General features: G+C 66.7%; 16 protein-coding genes. 5 read left to right on the forward strand and 11 right to left on the reverse strand.

Features of this window, described 5'->3' with window-relative positions:
* Nucleotides 1-81 precede the first annotated feature (81 nt).
* Nucleotides 82-555, forward strand: coding sequence for a MarR family winged helix-turn-helix transcriptional regulator (locus L0976_RS13270; protein WP_203315783.1), 474 nt, complete (start codon nucleotides 82-84; stop codon nucleotides 553-555).
* Nucleotides 552-1,670: an FUSC family protein gene (locus L0976_RS13275; protein ID WP_234187801.1), complete on the forward strand. Its 1,119-nt coding sequence runs from the start codon at nucleotides 552-554 to the stop codon at nucleotides 1,668-1,670. Before L0976_RS13270 ends, L0976_RS13275 begins: the two co-directional genes overlap by 4 nt.
* Before the next feature lie 23 nt (nucleotides 1,671-1,693).
* Here the strand turns inward: L0976_RS13275 and L0976_RS13280 are convergent, their stop codons facing one another.
* The 3 genes from L0976_RS13280 to L0976_RS13290 are packed head-to-tail and all read right to left on the reverse strand — an operon-like array spanning nucleotide 1,694 to nucleotide 3,133.
* Nucleotides 1,694-2,209, reverse strand: a complete 516-nt coding sequence (locus tag L0976_RS13280; protein WP_203315785.1) for a cupin — start codon at nucleotides 2,207-2,209, stop codon at nucleotides 1,694-1,696.
* Between the two features lie 7 nt (nucleotides 2,210-2,216).
* Nucleotides 2,217-2,513, reverse strand: coding sequence for a DUF3175 domain-containing protein (locus L0976_RS13285; RefSeq protein ID WP_234187802.1), 297 nt, complete (start codon nucleotides 2,511-2,513; stop codon nucleotides 2,217-2,219).
* A 2-nt stretch (nucleotides 2,514-2,515) separates the two neighbouring features.
* Entirely contained in the window at nucleotides 2,516-3,133 is a 618-nt protein-coding gene (locus L0976_RS13290; RefSeq protein WP_234187804.1) for a flavodoxin family protein, read from the reverse strand.
* Between the two features lie 117 nt (nucleotides 3,134-3,250).
* On the opposite strand from L0976_RS13290, the gene L0976_RS13295 reads away from it, so the two are divergent.
* Both L0976_RS13295 and L0976_RS13300 read left to right on the forward strand, forming a co-directional pair.
* Nucleotides 3,251-3,472, forward strand: coding sequence for a hypothetical protein (locus L0976_RS13295; protein ID WP_233290582.1), 222 nt, complete (start codon nucleotides 3,251-3,253; stop codon nucleotides 3,470-3,472).
* Nucleotides 3,472-4,269, forward strand: coding sequence for a Ku protein (locus L0976_RS13300; protein ID WP_234187806.1), 798 nt, complete (start codon nucleotides 3,472-3,474; stop codon nucleotides 4,267-4,269). Before L0976_RS13295 ends, L0976_RS13300 begins: the two co-directional genes overlap by 1 nt.
* Here the strand turns inward: L0976_RS13300 and ligD are convergent, their stop codons facing one another.
* The 3 genes from ligD to L0976_RS13315 all read right to left on the reverse strand — a co-directional run bounded on the left by ligD (nucleotide 4,270) and on the right by L0976_RS13315 (nucleotide 9,149).
* Nucleotides 4,270-6,813 carry a DNA ligase D gene (ligD, locus tag L0976_RS13305; protein ID WP_234187807.1) on the reverse strand — a complete coding sequence of 848 codons (2,544 nt, stop codon included), beginning with the start codon at nucleotides 6,811-6,813 and terminating at the stop codon, nucleotides 4,270-4,272. It lies immediately after the preceding gene.
* Between the two features lie 2 nt (nucleotides 6,814-6,815).
* Entirely contained in the window at nucleotides 6,816-7,670 is an 855-nt protein-coding gene (locus tag L0976_RS13310) for a Ku protein (RefSeq protein ID WP_234187808.1), read from the reverse strand.
* Between the two features lie 81 nt (nucleotides 7,671-7,751).
* A complete protein-coding gene (locus tag L0976_RS13315; protein WP_233290583.1) occupies nucleotides 7,752-9,149 on the reverse strand; it encodes a PLP-dependent aminotransferase family protein in 1,398 nt (465 codons plus the stop codon).
* Between the two features lie 101 nt (nucleotides 9,150-9,250).
* Between L0976_RS13315 and L0976_RS13320 the strand changes: the two genes are divergently transcribed.
* A complete protein-coding gene (locus L0976_RS13320; protein WP_234187810.1) occupies nucleotides 9,251-10,114 on the forward strand; it encodes a DMT family transporter in 864 nt (287 codons plus the stop codon).
* 44 nt (nucleotides 10,115-10,158) lie between these two features.
* Here L0976_RS13320 and L0976_RS13325 read toward each other — a convergent pair whose 3' ends face one another.
* The 5 genes from L0976_RS13325 to minC form a co-directional block, all read right to left on the reverse strand.
* Nucleotides 10,159-12,327, reverse strand: coding sequence for a right-handed parallel beta-helix repeat-containing protein (locus L0976_RS13325; protein ID WP_234187812.1), 2,169 nt, complete (start codon nucleotides 12,325-12,327; stop codon nucleotides 10,159-10,161).
* A 258-nt stretch (nucleotides 12,328-12,585) separates the two neighbouring features.
* A complete protein-coding gene (locus L0976_RS13330; RefSeq protein WP_234187813.1) occupies nucleotides 12,586-12,807 on the reverse strand; it encodes a hypothetical protein in 222 nt (73 codons plus the stop codon).
* A 130-nt stretch (nucleotides 12,808-12,937) separates the two neighbouring features.
* Complete coding sequence (gene minE, locus L0976_RS13335) at nucleotides 12,938-13,201, reverse strand: cell division topological specificity factor MinE (protein WP_203315793.1); 264 nt, start codon at nucleotides 13,199-13,201, stop codon at nucleotides 12,938-12,940.
* Nucleotides 13,198-14,013: a septum site-determining protein MinD gene (gene minD, locus L0976_RS13340; RefSeq protein WP_203315794.1), complete on the reverse strand. Its 816-nt coding sequence runs from the start codon at nucleotides 14,011-14,013 to the stop codon at nucleotides 13,198-13,200. Before minD ends, minE begins: the two co-directional genes overlap by 4 nt.
* A 25-nt stretch (nucleotides 14,014-14,038) precedes the next feature.
* The gene (gene minC, locus L0976_RS13345) at nucleotides 14,039-14,782 is read right to left on the reverse strand and encodes a septum site-determining protein MinC (protein WP_203315795.1); all 744 of its coding nucleotides are present in this window, start codon (nucleotides 14,780-14,782) and stop codon (nucleotides 14,039-14,041) included.
* Between the last annotated feature and the right edge of the window lie 336 nt (nucleotides 14,783-15,118).

The raw sequence follows: 15,118 nt of genomic DNA on the forward strand, positions 1-15,118 counted from the left end.
CGTCCCCGCGGCCGTTCGGCGGAATAGCATGTATATATAATTTGAATTGCAAATCAAATTATCCTGTGGTTTACTCCGCCCATGACCTCCATATCCTCCTCTCCGCGCGCCCGTTTCGGGATCCGCTTCTCCTTGCTCGCCCGCCGCTGGCGGAAGGCGCTCGATGAGCGTCTTGCCGAAGCGGGCCTCTCCGACGCCACCTGGGCGCCGCTGATCCATCTCCAGGAGACCGGCGGCGGCGTGACCCAGAAGGAGCTGGCCGCGCTGGTCGGCATCGATGGCTCCAGCCTGGTGCGCCTGCTCGACATCCTCTGCCGGCAGGGGCTCGCCGAACGCCGCGTCGACGAGAGCGACAGCCGCGCGAGGCTGATCTACCTCACCGCCGATGGCGAGCAGCGGGTCGCCGCCATTCGCCGGGAGCTGGCGAAGGGCGAGGAAGAGATGCTGGCGGACATCACGGACGCCGACCTTGCCGCCATGCTTCGCCATTTCGACAGGATCGAGGAGCGGCTTTCCGCCATGCAGGCGCGCCGCCGCGAGGAAAAATCCCGATGACTGTCGAGGACGTATCGATCCCGGCGCGCCGCATCGACGCCACCCGCCATCTTCTGCGCTCGCGGCAATTCCGCGAAAGCATGGCGCTGTCGGGCCAGCCGTCCCTGCGCAATTCCGCGCTGGCGGGATTGCAGGCGGCGCTGACGGCACTCATCGCTCTTCCGCTCGTTCATCTCTCGCCCTGGCCGCATCTCATCGGCTTTGCCTCGCTGGGTTCGCTGGTGGCCCTGTTCGGCCGTTTTGCGCCGCGGGGCGGGCGGAGCCGGATCGTGCTGCAATGCGCGCTGTGGCAGACCGCAGGCGTCCTCGCCATGTCCGTTGCGGCCTGGTCCGGGGTGTCCGACATCGTCCAGCTCCTCCTGCTGGCAATGGCGTCCGGGCTGTTCTTCTTCGTCGTCGCCACCGGCCGGTTCGGCCTGCCCGGTGCGCTCATCTTCGCCTTCGCGGCGGGCGCCTCGATGGGACATGCCGTCCCGGGAGAGGAGGTCATGGAACGTGTCCTTGCGACCGCGGCCGTCGCCCTGCTCGCCTGGCTGGTTTGCAGCGCCACGGAGAGATTCCGCCACAAGGCGGACGGGGAGGGCGGCTTTCCCGCAGAGCCCTTGCGGCCGGCAAGCCATCGCATCGCCGCGGCCCTCCGCATCGCCTTCGGTTCGGCCGTCGCGGCCCTTGCTGCCCACGCCCTCGGCGCGCCCCATCCCGCCTGGGCCGTGCTCGGGGCGATGGCCGTGATGCAGGGCACGCATCTGCATATCAGCATGAACCGGGCGTTGCAGCGAACGCTCGGAACCGTCGCCGGGGCCATCCTCGTCTGGCTGATCCTGCAGCAGGCGCCCTCGGTCTGGACGGTGATCGCGCTCCTGGCCGTCCTGCAATTTGCGACCGAGATGATCATCGGCTCGAACTACGGCCTCGGCCAGGTCCTGGTGACGCCGATGGCGCTTCTCATGAGCTATCTTGCCGCGCCCCACGCCGCCGGGATGGCGATGGTCCCGGAGCGCGTCCTCGATACCCTGCTCGGCGCGGGCATCGGCATCGTCCTTGCCGTTCTTTGCTCGACCCTCGACGACCGGCAGTACCTTCTCCGCCGCCATGCCGGGCCACCCGTGGCGTAGCCCCGTCCCCGCCCGGCGCGTGGCTAGCCCCCGAGGCTTTCGCGCCAGAGGGAAACGAGCGGGCCGCCGGTGCCGTAGAGCGGGTCGCTCTTCGGAATGGGCAGGGTTGCGATGACCTGGAGCTCGCCTGGCGTGGCCGCCGCCGTTTCGATGTCGGCATGCTGGCCGGGCGGATAGCCGCCGACGACGAGAAAATCCCCGCTGGCGGAAATCCGCATGTGGCCCGTGCCGGCGGGCAGCACGAGGCAATCGCCGGACCGCACGTCGAGGCTTTTGCCGCCCGGCCCGCCGATCAGGAGTTCCGCCTTGCCGGCGGCAATGCCGAGCACTTCGTGCGCGCCGACATGATAGTGCTGGTAGGAGAAGACGCCGTTGCGCCAGAGCCCCTGCCATCCCGCATCGTGGAAAAGTTGCTCGAAGGCGCGGGCCGGGTCCTTCTCCCCGCCGTCGAACACGTCACGGTAGACGAGGACCGGCAGGAAGGGGTGGTTCGGCACCCATTCGCTTGGGGGAAGGAAAAGGGTTTCCGGCTGTTTCATTACGCCCTCACTTGCCGTGTTTCGGCGTCGTGCCGAAATCCTTGCGCAATTCGTCCTTGGCCTTTTCCAGCGTCTGGCGGCGCTTGCCGGAGAGCTGGTCGCCGGCCCGGTTGATGTAGAATGTCAGCATGGACATGGCCGATCGGAAAGGGCTCGATTTGCGCCGTTGGCTGCTCTCGGCCGACTTCTTGAGGGAATCGGCGATCTTCTTCGCGCTGTCCTGCTTGAAGACGCCTTCCTTCAGGTCCATGGCATCGCTGTTCTCGGTCACGTCCTGCGACCACTTCTCCTTCTTCCTTGCCATCGTCATTCTCCTTCGCCGGGATAGGCCTTGTTGCTGAGGAGGCGCGCGACATGCACCGTGTTGCGCGCAACGAGGTCGAGCGTCGATCGAACCACCTCGGGGATTTCTTCGAGGTCGACGAAATTGACCGACCCCATCGCCTCGCCGACCCAGTAGGTCACGGCATTGGCCGGTATGGTGAAGCCGACGTCGTTCAGCGCCTGGAAGAGCTCCGCCGAGACATGGTGCGCGCCGTCCTCGTTGCCGACGACAGCAACGGCGGCGACCCGGCCGTAGGAGACCATGCGGCCCTTGTCGTCCTTCTCCTCCAGGAAGGCATCCATCCGCTCCAGCGCCCGCTTGCAGACGCTCGACGGCTGGCCCATCCAGATCGGCGTGCCCATGACGAGGATGTCGGCATCGAGGATCTTCTGCCGGATGCCCGGCCATGCGTCGCCTTCGCCCTCGTCGGACGTGACGCCCGGCTTGATGTCGTGGTCGGCGAGCTGGAGGAACTCCGTCGTCACGCCGTGCCGTTCCATTTCCGCCGCGAGAAGCTTCAGCATGCGGTCGGTCGAGGAAGGATCCTTCGCGGTTCCGGTCTTGAGGGTGCAGTTGAGCGCCAGCGCGGTCAGGGTCATCGTTCGCCCCTTCTTGTCGGTTCCCGAACCGAACCGCCTTGCCTGCCGAATGTTCCGGGAACTCCCTGCGAGATGCCGCATTAGAGGTGTGAACGCGTTCCCCGGAGGTTTCGTCCCATGGACAACAAGGATCGGCTGATACTGGCGCTGGCGGCGTTGCTGCGTGCCGAGCGCCAGACCCGTGGCGCCCTGATCGAGGTGCTGGAGGATGATTCCATTTCGCGCGAGGCGCTCCTCGCCATCCTTTCCGACCCCATCCCCATCGTCACGCAGGAGGACATCGCGTTCGCCGAGCGTTTCGCCATGTCGAAGCATCTGCCGATCGAGGAGAAAGGCTGATGGCGCCGCGCGCCTTCTGGAAGGGCTATCTGAAGCTCTCGCTGGTCACCTGCCCGGTGGCGATGTCGCCGGCCATCTCGCAGGAGGACAAGGTCCGCTTCCGCACGCTCAACAGCAAGACCGGCAATCCGGTCGTCAGCCGCTATGTCGATGCCGTGACCGGGAAGGCAGTCAACGAGGACGACGAGGTGAAGGGCTATCCGCGCGGCGAGGACAACTACGTGATCCTGGAAGACGAGGAGATCGAGGCGGTGGCGCTGGAAAGCACGCGCACCATCGACATCGAGACCTTCGTGCCGCGCGAATCCATCGAATGGATCTGGTACGATTCCCCGCATTTCCTCGTTCCCAACGACGCCGTCGGCGAGGAGGCGTTCTCCGTCATCCGCGAAGCCATGGCCGCGACCGGGACGGTCGGCATCTCCCGGCTCGTGCTCTATCGCCGCGAGCGCGCGGTGATGCTGGAGCCGCGCGGCAAGGGCATCGTGCTGTGGACGTTGCGCTACGGCGACGAGGTGCGCGCGCAGGACGATTATTTCGCCGGGCTCGAAGAGGCAAAGCCCGAATCCAGAGCCCTGTCGCTGGTCAAGACGCTGATCCGCGAGCGCACGAAGGCATGGGACCCGAAGATGGCGGACGATCCGGTGCAGGATCGCCTGCTCGACATCATCGCCGCGAAGAAGAAGGGCCGCAAGCGCCCCGCCAAGGCGAAGACGCCGCCGCCCACGTCCGGCAATGTCATCAATATCATGGACGCCCTGCGCAAGAGTATCAAGGCGGAAGGCAAGGGCAAGTAGTCAGCCCTTCGCCTTCAGCGGCTTGGCGGCCTCGGCGAAATCCGCCCACGGGTCGGCGTCCAGCGCCTGAAGGCGCGTCGGCGTGTTCTTCACGGTGAAATAGGCGGGGCCGATGTCCGCATTGAGCTCGCTCCAGGCGAGCGGCATGGACACGGCCGCGCCGCGGCGCGCCCGGGTGGAATAGGGCGCCACCGCCGTCATGCCGCGCTGGTTGCGCAGGTAGTCGATGAGGATCTTGCCGCGCCGCTTCGACTTGGTGATGGTCGAGACATATTTGTCGGGGCTGTCCTTGGCCATCGCGTCGGCGATCCCCTTGCAGAAGGCCTTGACCGCCGGCCAGCGCGCGGAGGGCTTGAGCGGCGCGCAGACATGCAGGCCCTTGCCGCCGGATGTCTTGACGAAGGCATTGAGCCCCGCGCCTTCGAGGCGCTTGCGGGTCTCCTCCGCCGCGTCGATGACGGCCTGCCAGTCGACGCCGTCGCCGGGGTCGAGGTCCATGATGATCCGGTCCGGCCGTTCCCAGTCGGCAAGCGTCGAGCCCCAGGGATGGATTTCCAGCGTGCCCGATTGCACCAGTCCCATCAACCCGTCGAAATCGTTGATCGCGACATAGGGCTCGTCGTCCTTCTCGGCGGGGTCCTGCACCTCGACGATATTGGCGTTGATGCCCTTCCAGGCGTGCTTCTGGAAGAAGGTCTGGCCGTCGATGCCGCCGGGCGCGCGCAGGAGCGCGAGTGGCCGGCCGACGATATGCGGCGCGATGTAGCGCCAGACCTCGGTATAATAATCCGCCAGTCCTTCCTTGGTGACGCCCTCGTCGGGCCAGTAGACCCGGTCTGGATGGGTGAGGCGCACGGTGCGGCGCTGCGGCTTTTCGGCCTTGGGGGTTGCAGTTGCTTTCGACCTTGGCGCTTCGGCGACGACCTCCGTTGCGGGCTTGTCTTCCCTCAGGCCCCGGAAGGAAGCATGGCGCAGGTGCCCGTCCGCCGTCCAGGCCCGGAATTCCACTTCCGCCACCAGTTCCGGCCGCACGTAGCGCGCCTGCCGGGCCTCCTCGGCCGTCAGCCTGCGCCCGAACGGGCTTTCGTCCGTGCGCATGCGGTTCAGCTTGCGGAAGAGATCGGCGGCGACGGACGCGCTGAAGCCGGTGCCGACGCGGCCGACGGGATCGAGCTTGCCGTTGCGATAGACACCGAGCACGAGCGAGCCGATCGCCTGGCGCGAGACGGTGGAGGGCACGTAGCCCCCGATGACGAATTCCTGCCGGGCCGAGCACTTTGACTTGATCCAGCTCTTGCTGCGTCCGGCCCGATAGGGCGCGTCGCGCAGTTTCGAAACCACGCCTTCCAGGCTGAGGCGGCAGGCGTGGCGCAGCACGAGCGCGCCGTTCTCGTCGAAATGCTGGCTGTAGCGCAGGATGCCGCCGTCCGTGCCCGGCACGAGCTTTTCGAGCAGCGCCTTGCGCGCCTCCAGCGGCAGGGGGGTGAGATCGTAGCCGTCGAGGTAGAGAAGGTCGAAGACATAGAAGACGAACCGGTCGTCGCGCCCGGCGCTGAGATCAGCCTGGAGGGCGGAGAAGTCGGATGCGCCCGCGCCGCTTTCGACAACCAGCTCGCCGTCGATCAGCGCCGTGCCGACCGGAAGGTCCCGCAAGGCCGAAACCACGGCCTTGCCGAACTTCTTCGTCCAGTCCAGCCCGCTGCGGGTGAGGAGCTTGACCCGGCCGGCCTCGATGCGCGCCTGGAGACGGTAACCGTCGAACTTGATCTCGTGCAGCCAGCGCTCGCCCGGCGGCGGGGCGGCGGCAAGGGTCGCCAGCGTCGGCGGCAGGAAGTCGGGGAGTTTCGCCTTGCGCGCGCCCTTGAGACTTGCGGGATCCGGCGCGGTCGCCGTCGTCGCCTCGGGCTCCGCTACCTTCGCCTTGGCCTTGCTGCCCGACTTGCGGATGCGCCCGGTCCTGGAGGACCAGCCGGGGCTTTCGCCGGTGACATCATCGATCGTTCGCCCGGTCTTCACCGATTCCGGCCGCTCATCGAGAAGGTCGTCCTCGCCCTCCGGCACGGCGAATTCGTCGTCGCCCTTGATCAGCAGCCAGTTCTCACGCTTTTCGCCGGGCCTGCCGTGCATGCGCACCAGATGCCAGCGGCCGTGCAGCTTCTCCCCGTCGAGCTCGAATTCGAGATGACCCTTGGCATAGGCCTTGCGGGCGTCGCCGATCGGGCTCCAGGTGCCGCGATCCCAGACGATCACCGTGCCGCCGCCATATTCGCCCTTGGGGATCGTGCCCTCGAAGTCGCCGTAGTCGAGCGGATGGTCCTCCACATGCACGGCAAGACGCTTCTCGCTCGGCACCAGGCTCGGCCCGCGCGTCACCGCCCAGCTCTTCAGGACGCCGTCCATTTCGAGGCGGAAATCGTAATGCAGCCGCGTGGCGTCGTGCTTCTGGATGACGAAGCTGTGGCCGGACTTGCGGCCCTTCCTGCCCTTCGGCTCGGAGGTCGCCTTGAAGTCGCGTTTCTGGCGGTAGACGTCCAGCGTCGCCATCGTCACCCTGCCTTCCGCCGGCTAGCCGCGGGCTTGCGCGCGGGTGCGGCCTTCTTCGCGCTGGCACTCTTCTTTGGCTTGGCGTCCTTGCCGGCGCTCTGGCGCAGCGCTTCCATGAGGTCGACGACCTTGCCTTCGGCCTTCGGCCTGACCGGCTTGATCTTGCGGCCCTCTATCTTCGCCTTGACCACCTCGGCGAGCGCGGCATCGTAGCGGTCGTCGAAAGCCTTGGGATCGAAACTTCCGCTCTTCGTGCCGATGATGTGCTCGGCAAGCTCCAGCATCTCGCCCTTGAGCTTGATGGCGGGAATGTCGGCAAAGGCCTTGTCGGCCGAGCGCACCTCGTAGTCGTAATTGAGCGTGGTCGCGACGAGGCCCTCGCCATGCGGGCGGATGATGAGCGTGCGGACGCGGCGGAACAGCACCGTCTCGGCCAGCGCCGCAACGTTCCGAGCCTTCATGCCCTCGCGGATCAGCGTGAAGGCCTCCTGCCCGTGGCGGTCGGACGGGGCAAGATAATAGGGCTTGTCGAAATAGAGGTCGTCGATCTCGCCGCAGGCGATGAAGGCGGCAATGTCCATCGTCTTGTCGCTCTCCGGCACTGCCGAGGCGACCTCCTCGGCATCGAGCACGATATAGTCGTTCTCGCCGGCCTCGTAGCCCTTCACCTGGTCCTCGCGCTCCACCACCTTGCCCGTCTCGCTGTCGACGAATTCCCGGTGCAGCCGGTGGCCGGTGCGGCGGTTGAGCATGTGGAAGGAGATGCGCTCGCTCGTCGAGGCGGCGGTATAGAGCGCGACCGGGCACACCAGTTCGCCCACCTTCAGGAAACCTTTCCAGTTCGCTCTCGGCGCCACCGTCACACTCCCGTTCGAATGCGGGAAGAATGCCGGCATGACAGGTTTGTTCCGGCGAACCAGGCATCCGCCGTTCGCGCGTCAGGGCGTCGCCTTCATGGCTCTTGCAAGAACCTCGTAGACCCGCGGCTCCAGCATGTGGGCGACGTTGAAGCGCATGAAGCCGGCGGCGCCCTGCGAAAGGCTGAAGACATTGCCGGGGGCGAGAACTACGCCTTCGGAAACGGCGGCCTGTGCGACGAGCGCCGAATCGAGCCCCTCCGGCAGCCGGCACCAGAGATTGAAGCCGCCGCGCGGCAGCAGCCACGGCTCGATGCCGAGCCTGTGCAGCCGCTCCACCGTCTCGCGCCGCGTTCGGACGAGCCGGCGGCGCAGCTCCTCCATGTGCTTGCGGTAGCCCCCGCCGGACAGCATATGCGCGATGATCTCGGCGGAGATGGGGTTCGGGCCCCCAAAATTGGTGGCGATCTGCAGGTCCACCAGCCCCTCGATCCAGTCCGGCCGGGCGGCGATATAGCCGCAGCGCGCCGAGGCGGAGAGCGTCTTGGAATAGCTGCCGATGCGGATGACGCGGCAAAGCCCGTCGAGCGCGGCGAGCCTTGTGGAGGGCTCCGGTTCGAAATCGGCGACGATCTCGTCCTCGACGATGGTCATGTCGCTGCCCGCGGCGGCGTTCAGCAACCGGTGGGCCACCTGCGGCGAGATCGTCGCGCCGGTCGGGTTGTGGATCGCCGAATTGGTGATGTAAAGCCGCGGACGCTGCGCGCCGAGCACGGCCTCGAAGGCGGCGACGTCGGGGCCGGACGGGCTGTACGGCACGCCGACCATGGTCACCTGGTGCGCCTTCAGGAGGGCCTGGAAATTGAAATAGCAGGGGTCGTCGACCAGCACCGTATCGCCCGGCCGCAGCAGGAAGCGGCAGATCAGGTCGAGCGCCTGCGTGCCCGTATTGGTCAGCATGAGGTTGTCCGGCCCCGCCTCGATGCCGTCCTCGGCCAGCCGGCCGAGCAGCAGGCGGCGAAGGGCGGGCGAACCGCGCGTGCTGCCGTAATAGGCAAGGACGTCGCTGTCGCTGCGGGCGAGGCTGCGGATGGCGCGGCGCAGCGCCTCGTCCGGCATCCAGTCCGCCGGTAGCCAGCCGCAGCCGGGCTTGAGCACGGCTTCGTCCGCATCGAGCGCCTGGCGCGACACCCAGAACGGATCGACCGCCCGCGCCTTCGGCGTTTCCGCCGAAAGCTTCAAGGGCGGCTTTGCGGCATTGGCGACGTAGAAGCCGGAGCCGCGCTGCGCCCGGATCAGCCCCTCCGCGGCGAGGCGGTCATAGGCCTCGACGACCGTCGAGGGCGAAACGTCCATCGTGGCGGCGAAGCGCCGGATCGAGGGAAGCCGGTCGCCCGGCGCAAGGGCGCGGCCGGCGATCCGGCCGCGGATGGCCGCCATGACGTCGAGGGTCCGGCTGCCGGCGGTGTGCACGGTCATTGTATGGCTCTCCATACCAATACAGTTCGCCGCAATTGTATGGTTTTGTTCCTGCCGCCGCCAGCCCCCCGGATGTATCGGAAAGGGGAATGCGAGGTATCATGAAAACATCGACGGACGGTTGGGGCAGCGGGCTGCTCGGGGTCATCATCTTCAGCGGCTCGCTGCCGGCGACGCGCATCGCGGTATCGGGCTTCTCACCGATGTTCCTGACATCGGCGCGGGCGGTCATCGCCGCGCTTCTCGGTGCGGCCCTGTTGCTCGCGCTGCGCCAGCCGAAGCCCTCGCGTGACGATCTCTTCTCGCTCGCCGTCATCGCGCTCGGCGTCGTCGTCGGCTTCCCGCTGCTGACGGCGATCGCGCTGCAATACATCACGTCCGCCCATTCCATCGTCTTCATCGGCCTCCTGCCGCTTTCGACCGCGATCTTCGGCGTGCTGCGCGGCGGGGAGCGGCCGAAGCCGCTCTTCTGGCTCTTTTCCGTCCTCGGCAGCGCGACAGTGGTGGGGTTCGCGCTGAATTCCGGCGCCGAGGTCTCGCTCGTCGGCGATCTCCTGATGGTCGCCGCCGTCATCGTCTGCGGCCTCGGCTATGCGGAGGGCGCCAAGCTCTCGCGCCGGCTGGGCGGCTGGCAGGTCATCTCCTGGGCGCTCGTGCTGTCGCTGCCGGCAATGGCGCTGATCGCGCTCGTCTCGCTTCCCGAAAGCTGGGCCGGCATTGCCGGCGATGCCTGGGCGGGGCTTGCCTATGTCTCCGTGTTCAGCATGCTGATCGGCTTCATCTTCTGGTATCGCGGCCTTGCGCTCGGCGGCATCGCGGCGGTCGGCCAGCTCCAGCTTCTCCAGCCCTTCTTCGGCCTCGTGCTCGCCGCCGGCCTGCTGCACGAGAAGGTCAGCCCGCTGATGGTCTTCACGACGCTCGCCATCGTGCTGTGCGTAGCCGGCGCGCGGAAGTTCGCGCGCTAGCATGGATCCCCGCGGCCTCGGCCGCGGGGACAGCGCTATCGGCTTCAGCCGCAACGGGCGACGAAGGTGCCGGCGCCGATTTCCTTGCCGTTCACGATGAAGACCGAGCCGCCGGGCTGGGCGATCGAACCGCTGAGGCCGCCGTTCCATGACGGATCGGACTTGCAATCGCGCGGCGTGTTCCTGACCGTGACGCTGCCGGAAAGGTCTTCCGACGGCCCCATGAAATAGAGGCCCGCCGTTCCGGCATTGTCGATCGCAACGTTCTCGAAGGAGATGTCGCTGACGGGACCAGACCAGCTCGAGCCGTAGAAGAACATGCCGTATGTGCCGGCATTGGTGATCGTCACGTTCTTCAGGTCGATGCCGGAGACCGGGTTGAAGAAGATGCCGGCATTGGTCGTGCCGTCGATCTTCAGGCCGTCCACGCTGACATTCGTCGTCTGCGATTCGTCCGGCAGCGTGGAGGCGGTGACGAGCATCAGGCCGTTGATGCCGCCCTTCAGCGACATGTCGGTGATCCGGACATTCGACGTGCCCTGCAGCACGACGAGGTCCATGTCGCGATCCTGCTTCGTGTTGTCGATCGTCACCCTGTTCATCGTCACGTCGTCGGCGGCAACGAGGAGGATGCCCTCGCGGCGCGAGCGGGAAATCGTCACGTTGTCGATGACGATGTTGCTGGCAAGGTCGGTGATGACAGGCGGCCAGTCGCTGTCGTCGATCGCGCTTCCGGCGAAGATGCCGTAGGTGACGTTGTCGATCGCGGTGTCGCGGACGGTGAGGTTCTTCGTGCCATGCGCGCTGATGGCGGCGTAGGGCGCCCGGTTGGGATCACCGATGACGGAGAATTCGCAGGTCGTGTTGTTCGTGCAGATGTAGAGATCGTGGATCGCGCTGTTTTCGACGACGGCGCCGTCGACGCGCGTCAGGCGGATGCCGTCATGCGCGGTTCCCGAAACATCGACACGGTCGATGGTGAGGCCCGACGTATCCGTGCTGCCGATGCCGGCAAGGCCGCCTGTGATGGCGAGCGAAGAGAGCATGCTGTTCGAGGCCATCGTCACGACGTCCTGCGCCGGATCGTAGCCGGTCAGCGTCGTCGCCGCCCCGGCGTTCGTGAACGTGCCGCGGCCGCCGCTGGTGGCGCCGCGCAGGGCGAGCGTCCCGCCACCACCGAGCAGCGCCTGGCCTTCGCCCAGCATGAGCGAGCCGTCAAGGCCGAGAGCGCCGTCTGCCAGCACGAGCGCGCCGTTTCCGGCGCCGGCGAGCAGGGTGTTGATGGCGGCCGCATCGCCGCTTGCGGCCGATACGTTCAGCACCGTGCCGGCGGCCCGCCCGTTGAAGGCGAAGATGGCATCCTCCAGCGCGCCGCTCGCCGCGACCTCGGTCCGGATAGCCGCATTGCGGCGGACGGACTGCGTGGCGGCATCAAACGGATCGACCGTTCCGCCGGCGGGAACGCCGAACGGGATGCGAAGCCGCGCGATGATGCCGCCGGTGATCTTGTCCTCGTTGTCGTAGGCGGCGCTTGCGCCGAAGGAGAGCGTGGACCCGGAGGGAAGGCCGGCGACATTGGCGACCGTGAGTTCCGCGCGGAGCCTGCCGCCGAACATGTCGCTGACATTGCGGCCTTCGTACCAGTAGCTTCCGGCATAGAGCTTGAGCTGCGCGTTGCCGTCTTCCGAGATGCCGGGGACCTTGACGCCGATTTCCGCATCGGCGCCCGTGCGGGCCTCCTCGCGCCCCTCGCGGAACTTGAGGGTTCCGCCGCTGACCACGCCACGGCCCGCGCCGTCCGCCGCCCTGCTGCCGTGCTGCGGCAGGTAGATGTTGGCCCGCGTCTCGAAGAGAGGACCGATGGCCTCCGCGCCGAGCGAAAGCTGATGGAAGTCGTTGCCGTAACCGGACTTCAGATAATCGTAATAGCCGTAGACGCCGAATGTCCAAGGGTTCTGCGCGCCGAAGCGATAGCCGGCGCCGAGCGATCCCTGCCGGATGCCGCCTTCGACGAATGCCCCGCTGAGGTCGAGAAAGAACGACTGGCTGTCATCGAGGCGGAACGGCAGCATGACGCCGAGCTGGCCCGCCGCCTCTCCTCCCAGCCATCGACCTTCAAATTCGGTAAAGCCCCGGATCTCCGTGGCGTTGGCATGCGCGACCCCCACGGCCACCGCTGCTAGCGGCCCGGCTAACCCCTTAACAATGTTCATAAATATCTCCACTTCAACAATCCGCAGGGCGGATGTGATTGGCGATATTATACATGACTGTAAGAGTCAACTTTAAGGATTCAATGGCAGGCAGGGCCCGGCGTGGCGGCAAGCAGGGGCGTTTTTTTAACGATTCTCAAGTGGGTTTTGCCGGGCCTGCAAAAGCCTGCGAAAGCAGCCGTTAACCACAACGCAAGCGGACGACCGCCCGCCGGGGCTTCGGCGGGGGGGCATTCTGATAGCGACAAAATGGCGCAGTCAGGACATCGGGCGGGCAATCCGGCCCGTGTCGTCCGGGCGTGACTTTCCGGGCGGTTCGTCGGGGGGCGCCGCGATCCCTGCGGCCTGTTCGCAAACTTCGACATGTCGCGCCAGTGCCTGGTTGGAAAGGATGGCGCTGATGGTGGTGATGTCACGCCCCTGGTACTTGGGCATCCGCTGGGCTGCTTTGAGCCTCTCCAGAAGTGCTAATCGGGTCATGGCATCCTCCTTGGGACAGAAGTTGAACTGGGTATCGGCCGCAAGGGGCCGGTGGCGGTGCGCTTGTCCTTCAAACGTGCGGGATCGGTGCCGGGCATCCGCCTGGCGCGCGGCGAGGGGAAGGCGGCCGTCAGGCCGCCTTCTTCGTCGGGTCGAACGGGATCTCGATGTCGACGGCGAGCGTCGAGACCTGCGCGCCGCGCTCCATCTTGATGGAGACCTTCTCGTCGTCGACCTGCATGTGCTTGGAAATCGCCTTCAGGATTTCGTCGCGCAGCTTGTTGACGAGGTCCGAGTCGCCGGTGGCGGCGCGTTCGTGGGCGAGCAGCACCTGCAGGCGCTCGCGCGCTGCGGGGGCCGACTGGCCGCGGGAGAAGAAACGGAACGGGTTCATGCCGCTTTCCTTCCGAAGATCTTGCCGAGGAAGCTGCGCTTGTCCCCGGGAATGGTGACCGGCAGAGTCTCGCCCTTGAGGCGGCGTGTCGCCTCGAAATAGGCGAGCGCCGGGGCGCTGCGGCCGTCGGCCAGCGTCACGGGGGCGCCGACATTCGAGGCGCGCAGCACGTCCATGCTTTCCGGGATGATGCCGAGCAACGGGATCGAGAGAATCTCCAGAACGTCGTCGACCTTCAGCATGTCGCCGCGTTCGGCGCGCATGGCGTCGTAGCGGGTGAGCAGCAGGTGCTTTTCGATGCGCTCGCCGTTCTCGGCCTTCAGCGTCTTGGAATCGAGAAGGCCGATGATGCGGTCCGAATCGCGGACCGAGGAGACTTCCGGGTTCGTGACGACGATGGCGATGTCCGCATGGCGCATGGCCAGCGTCGCGCCGCGCTCGATGCCGGCGGGGCTGTCGCAGATCACCCAGTCGAAGGCGTTCTTCAGGGCCGCGATGACCTTCTCCACGCCCTCGGGCGTCAGGTTGTCCTTGTCGCGGGTCTGGGAGGCCGGCAGCAGGTAGAGCGTCTCGACGCGCTTGTCGCGGATCAGCGCCTGCGTGAGCTTGGCCTCGCCCTGGATGACGTTGACGAGGTCGTAGACGACGCGGCGCTCGGCGCCCATCACGAGGTCGAGATTGCGCAGGCCGACGTCGAAGTCCACGACCACGACCTTCTCGCCGTTCTGCGCCAGCGCGGCGCCCAATGCGGCCGACGACGTCGTCTTGCCGACGCCGCCCTTGCCCGATGTGACAACGATTACCTTGCCCATATGTGTCTCCAGTGCGTTGGATTCGTCAGCCGAGTGTCGCGGCCTTGATTGTTTCGCCTTCGAGCCAGATCTGCGCGGGCTTGCCGCGCAGGTCCGGATCCATGTCGTCAGCCGTCTTGTAGAAGCCGTCGATCGCGATCAGCTCCGCCTCGAGCTTGCGGCAGAAGATGCGCGCTCCGGCATTGCCCGCCGAACCCGCCAGCGCCCGGCCGCGCAGGGGGCCGTAGACGTGGATGGAACCGCCCGCGACGATCTCGGCGCCCGAGGCGACCGAGCCGATGATGGTGACGTCCCCCTCCGGGAAGAAGATCGACTGGCCCGAGCGTACGGGCCGCGAGACGACCAGCGACGGGGTCGACGGGACCTGTGCGACGGCGACGGGCGCCGCAGCCTTCACCGGCCTTGCCGTTTCCATCGGCTCCGCCGGCTCGTCCGCCGGCGCCTCGATGTCGGCCGCCGGGCGTCCGTCGGTCATGGCCGGCGGCATGTCGGGACCGAGCAGGGAGGAGCGGGCGCCCTCGATTCCCATGACCCGCACGTTGCGCGCATTGAGCTGGTCGACGAGCTCGCGAAGCTCCGCGCGGTCGATGTCCAGCCCCTCGACGTCCAGCACCACCGGCCGGCGAAGGAAGAAGCCGGCCGAGCGGGCGGCGAGATCGTCGAGCCGCCGCAGCCAGTCCGCAAAGGGCAGCTCAGGGGTCAGCGCAAGCGCAAGGAAGGACCGCCCCTTGAGGCGGATCGGCCGGGGTTGAGTTAACACGTCAGTCATCTTGGTTAATTTTCGGTAGCTCCGGTGTAGCGGTGAAATGGTTAACAAATGGTTAATTTGCAGGTGAGGCTGGCGCGAGGCATGCCTTGTCGATGCGGATGGCGGCGATCCGGCTGCGGGAGGAAACGCTGAGGTAGACGCGCCTTATTTGCCGCGCCCGGGGCGGGTGGCGGAGGCGGATTTTGCGAGGGTGATGTGGGGTGATTCGGTGGTGGAAAGGTGAGGGTGTCGCATGTGGGATTGCCCCTCACCTTGGCTCTCTCCCCGCAGGCCGGTGAGGGAGATGTTGAAGGCAGGAGGAAGCCAAAGGAGGGCACCCGGCCCCCATCCACCCTT

Origin of the sequence: Shinella sp. NM-101 (assembly GCF_021401195.1) — a bacterium.
GTDB lineage: Bacteria > Pseudomonadota > Alphaproteobacteria > Rhizobiales > Rhizobiaceae > Shinella.

Excerpts from the sequence above, each read along its gene's own strand:
- L0976_RS13285 (WP_234187802.1), bottom strand. The coding sequence starts at position 2,513 with ATGGCAAGGAAGAAGGAGAAGTGGTCGCAGGACGTGACCGAGAACAGC.
- L0976_RS13315 (WP_233290583.1), bottom strand. The coding sequence starts at position 9,149 with ATGACCGTGCACACCGCCGGCAGCCGGACCCTCGACGTCATGGCGGCC.
- L0976_RS13290 (WP_234187804.1), bottom strand. The coding sequence starts at position 3,133 with ATGACCCTGACCGCGCTGGCGCTCAACTGCACCCTCAAGACCGGAACC.
- ligD (WP_234187807.1), bottom strand. The coding sequence starts at position 6,813 with ATGGCGACGCTGGACGTCTACCGCCAGAAACGCGACTTCAAGGCGACC.
- minE (WP_203315793.1), bottom strand. The coding sequence starts at position 13,201 with ATGAACCCGTTCCGTTTCTTCTCCCGCGGCCAGTCGGCCCCCGCAGCG.
- minC (WP_203315795.1), bottom strand. The coding sequence starts at position 14,782 with ATGACTGACGTGTTAACTCAACCCCGGCCGATCCGCCTCAAGGGGCGG.
- L0976_RS13275 (WP_234187801.1), top strand. The coding sequence starts at position 552 with ATGACTGTCGAGGACGTATCGATCCCGGCGCGCCGCATCGACGCCACC.
- L0976_RS13280 (WP_203315785.1), bottom strand. The coding sequence starts at position 2,209 with ATGAAACAGCCGGAAACCCTTTTCCTTCCCCCAAGCGAATGGGTGCCG.
- L0976_RS13320 (WP_234187810.1), top strand. The coding sequence starts at position 9,251 with ATGAAAACATCGACGGACGGTTGGGGCAGCGGGCTGCTCGGGGTCATC.
- L0976_RS13325 (WP_234187812.1), bottom strand. The coding sequence starts at position 12,327 with ATGAACATTGTTAAGGGGTTAGCCGGGCCGCTAGCAGCGGTGGCCGTG.
- L0976_RS13270 (WP_203315783.1), top strand. The coding sequence starts at position 82 with ATGACCTCCATATCCTCCTCTCCGCGCGCCCGTTTCGGGATCCGCTTC.
- L0976_RS13330 (WP_234187813.1), bottom strand. The coding sequence starts at position 12,807 with ATGACCCGATTAGCACTTCTGGAGAGGCTCAAAGCAGCCCAGCGGATG.
- L0976_RS13300 (WP_234187806.1), top strand. The coding sequence starts at position 3,472 with ATGGCGCCGCGCGCCTTCTGGAAGGGCTATCTGAAGCTCTCGCTGGTC.
- L0976_RS13295 (WP_233290582.1), top strand. The coding sequence starts at position 3,251 with ATGGACAACAAGGATCGGCTGATACTGGCGCTGGCGGCGTTGCTGCGT.
- minD (WP_203315794.1), bottom strand. The coding sequence starts at position 14,013 with ATGGGCAAGGTAATCGTTGTCACATCGGGCAAGGGCGGCGTCGGCAAG.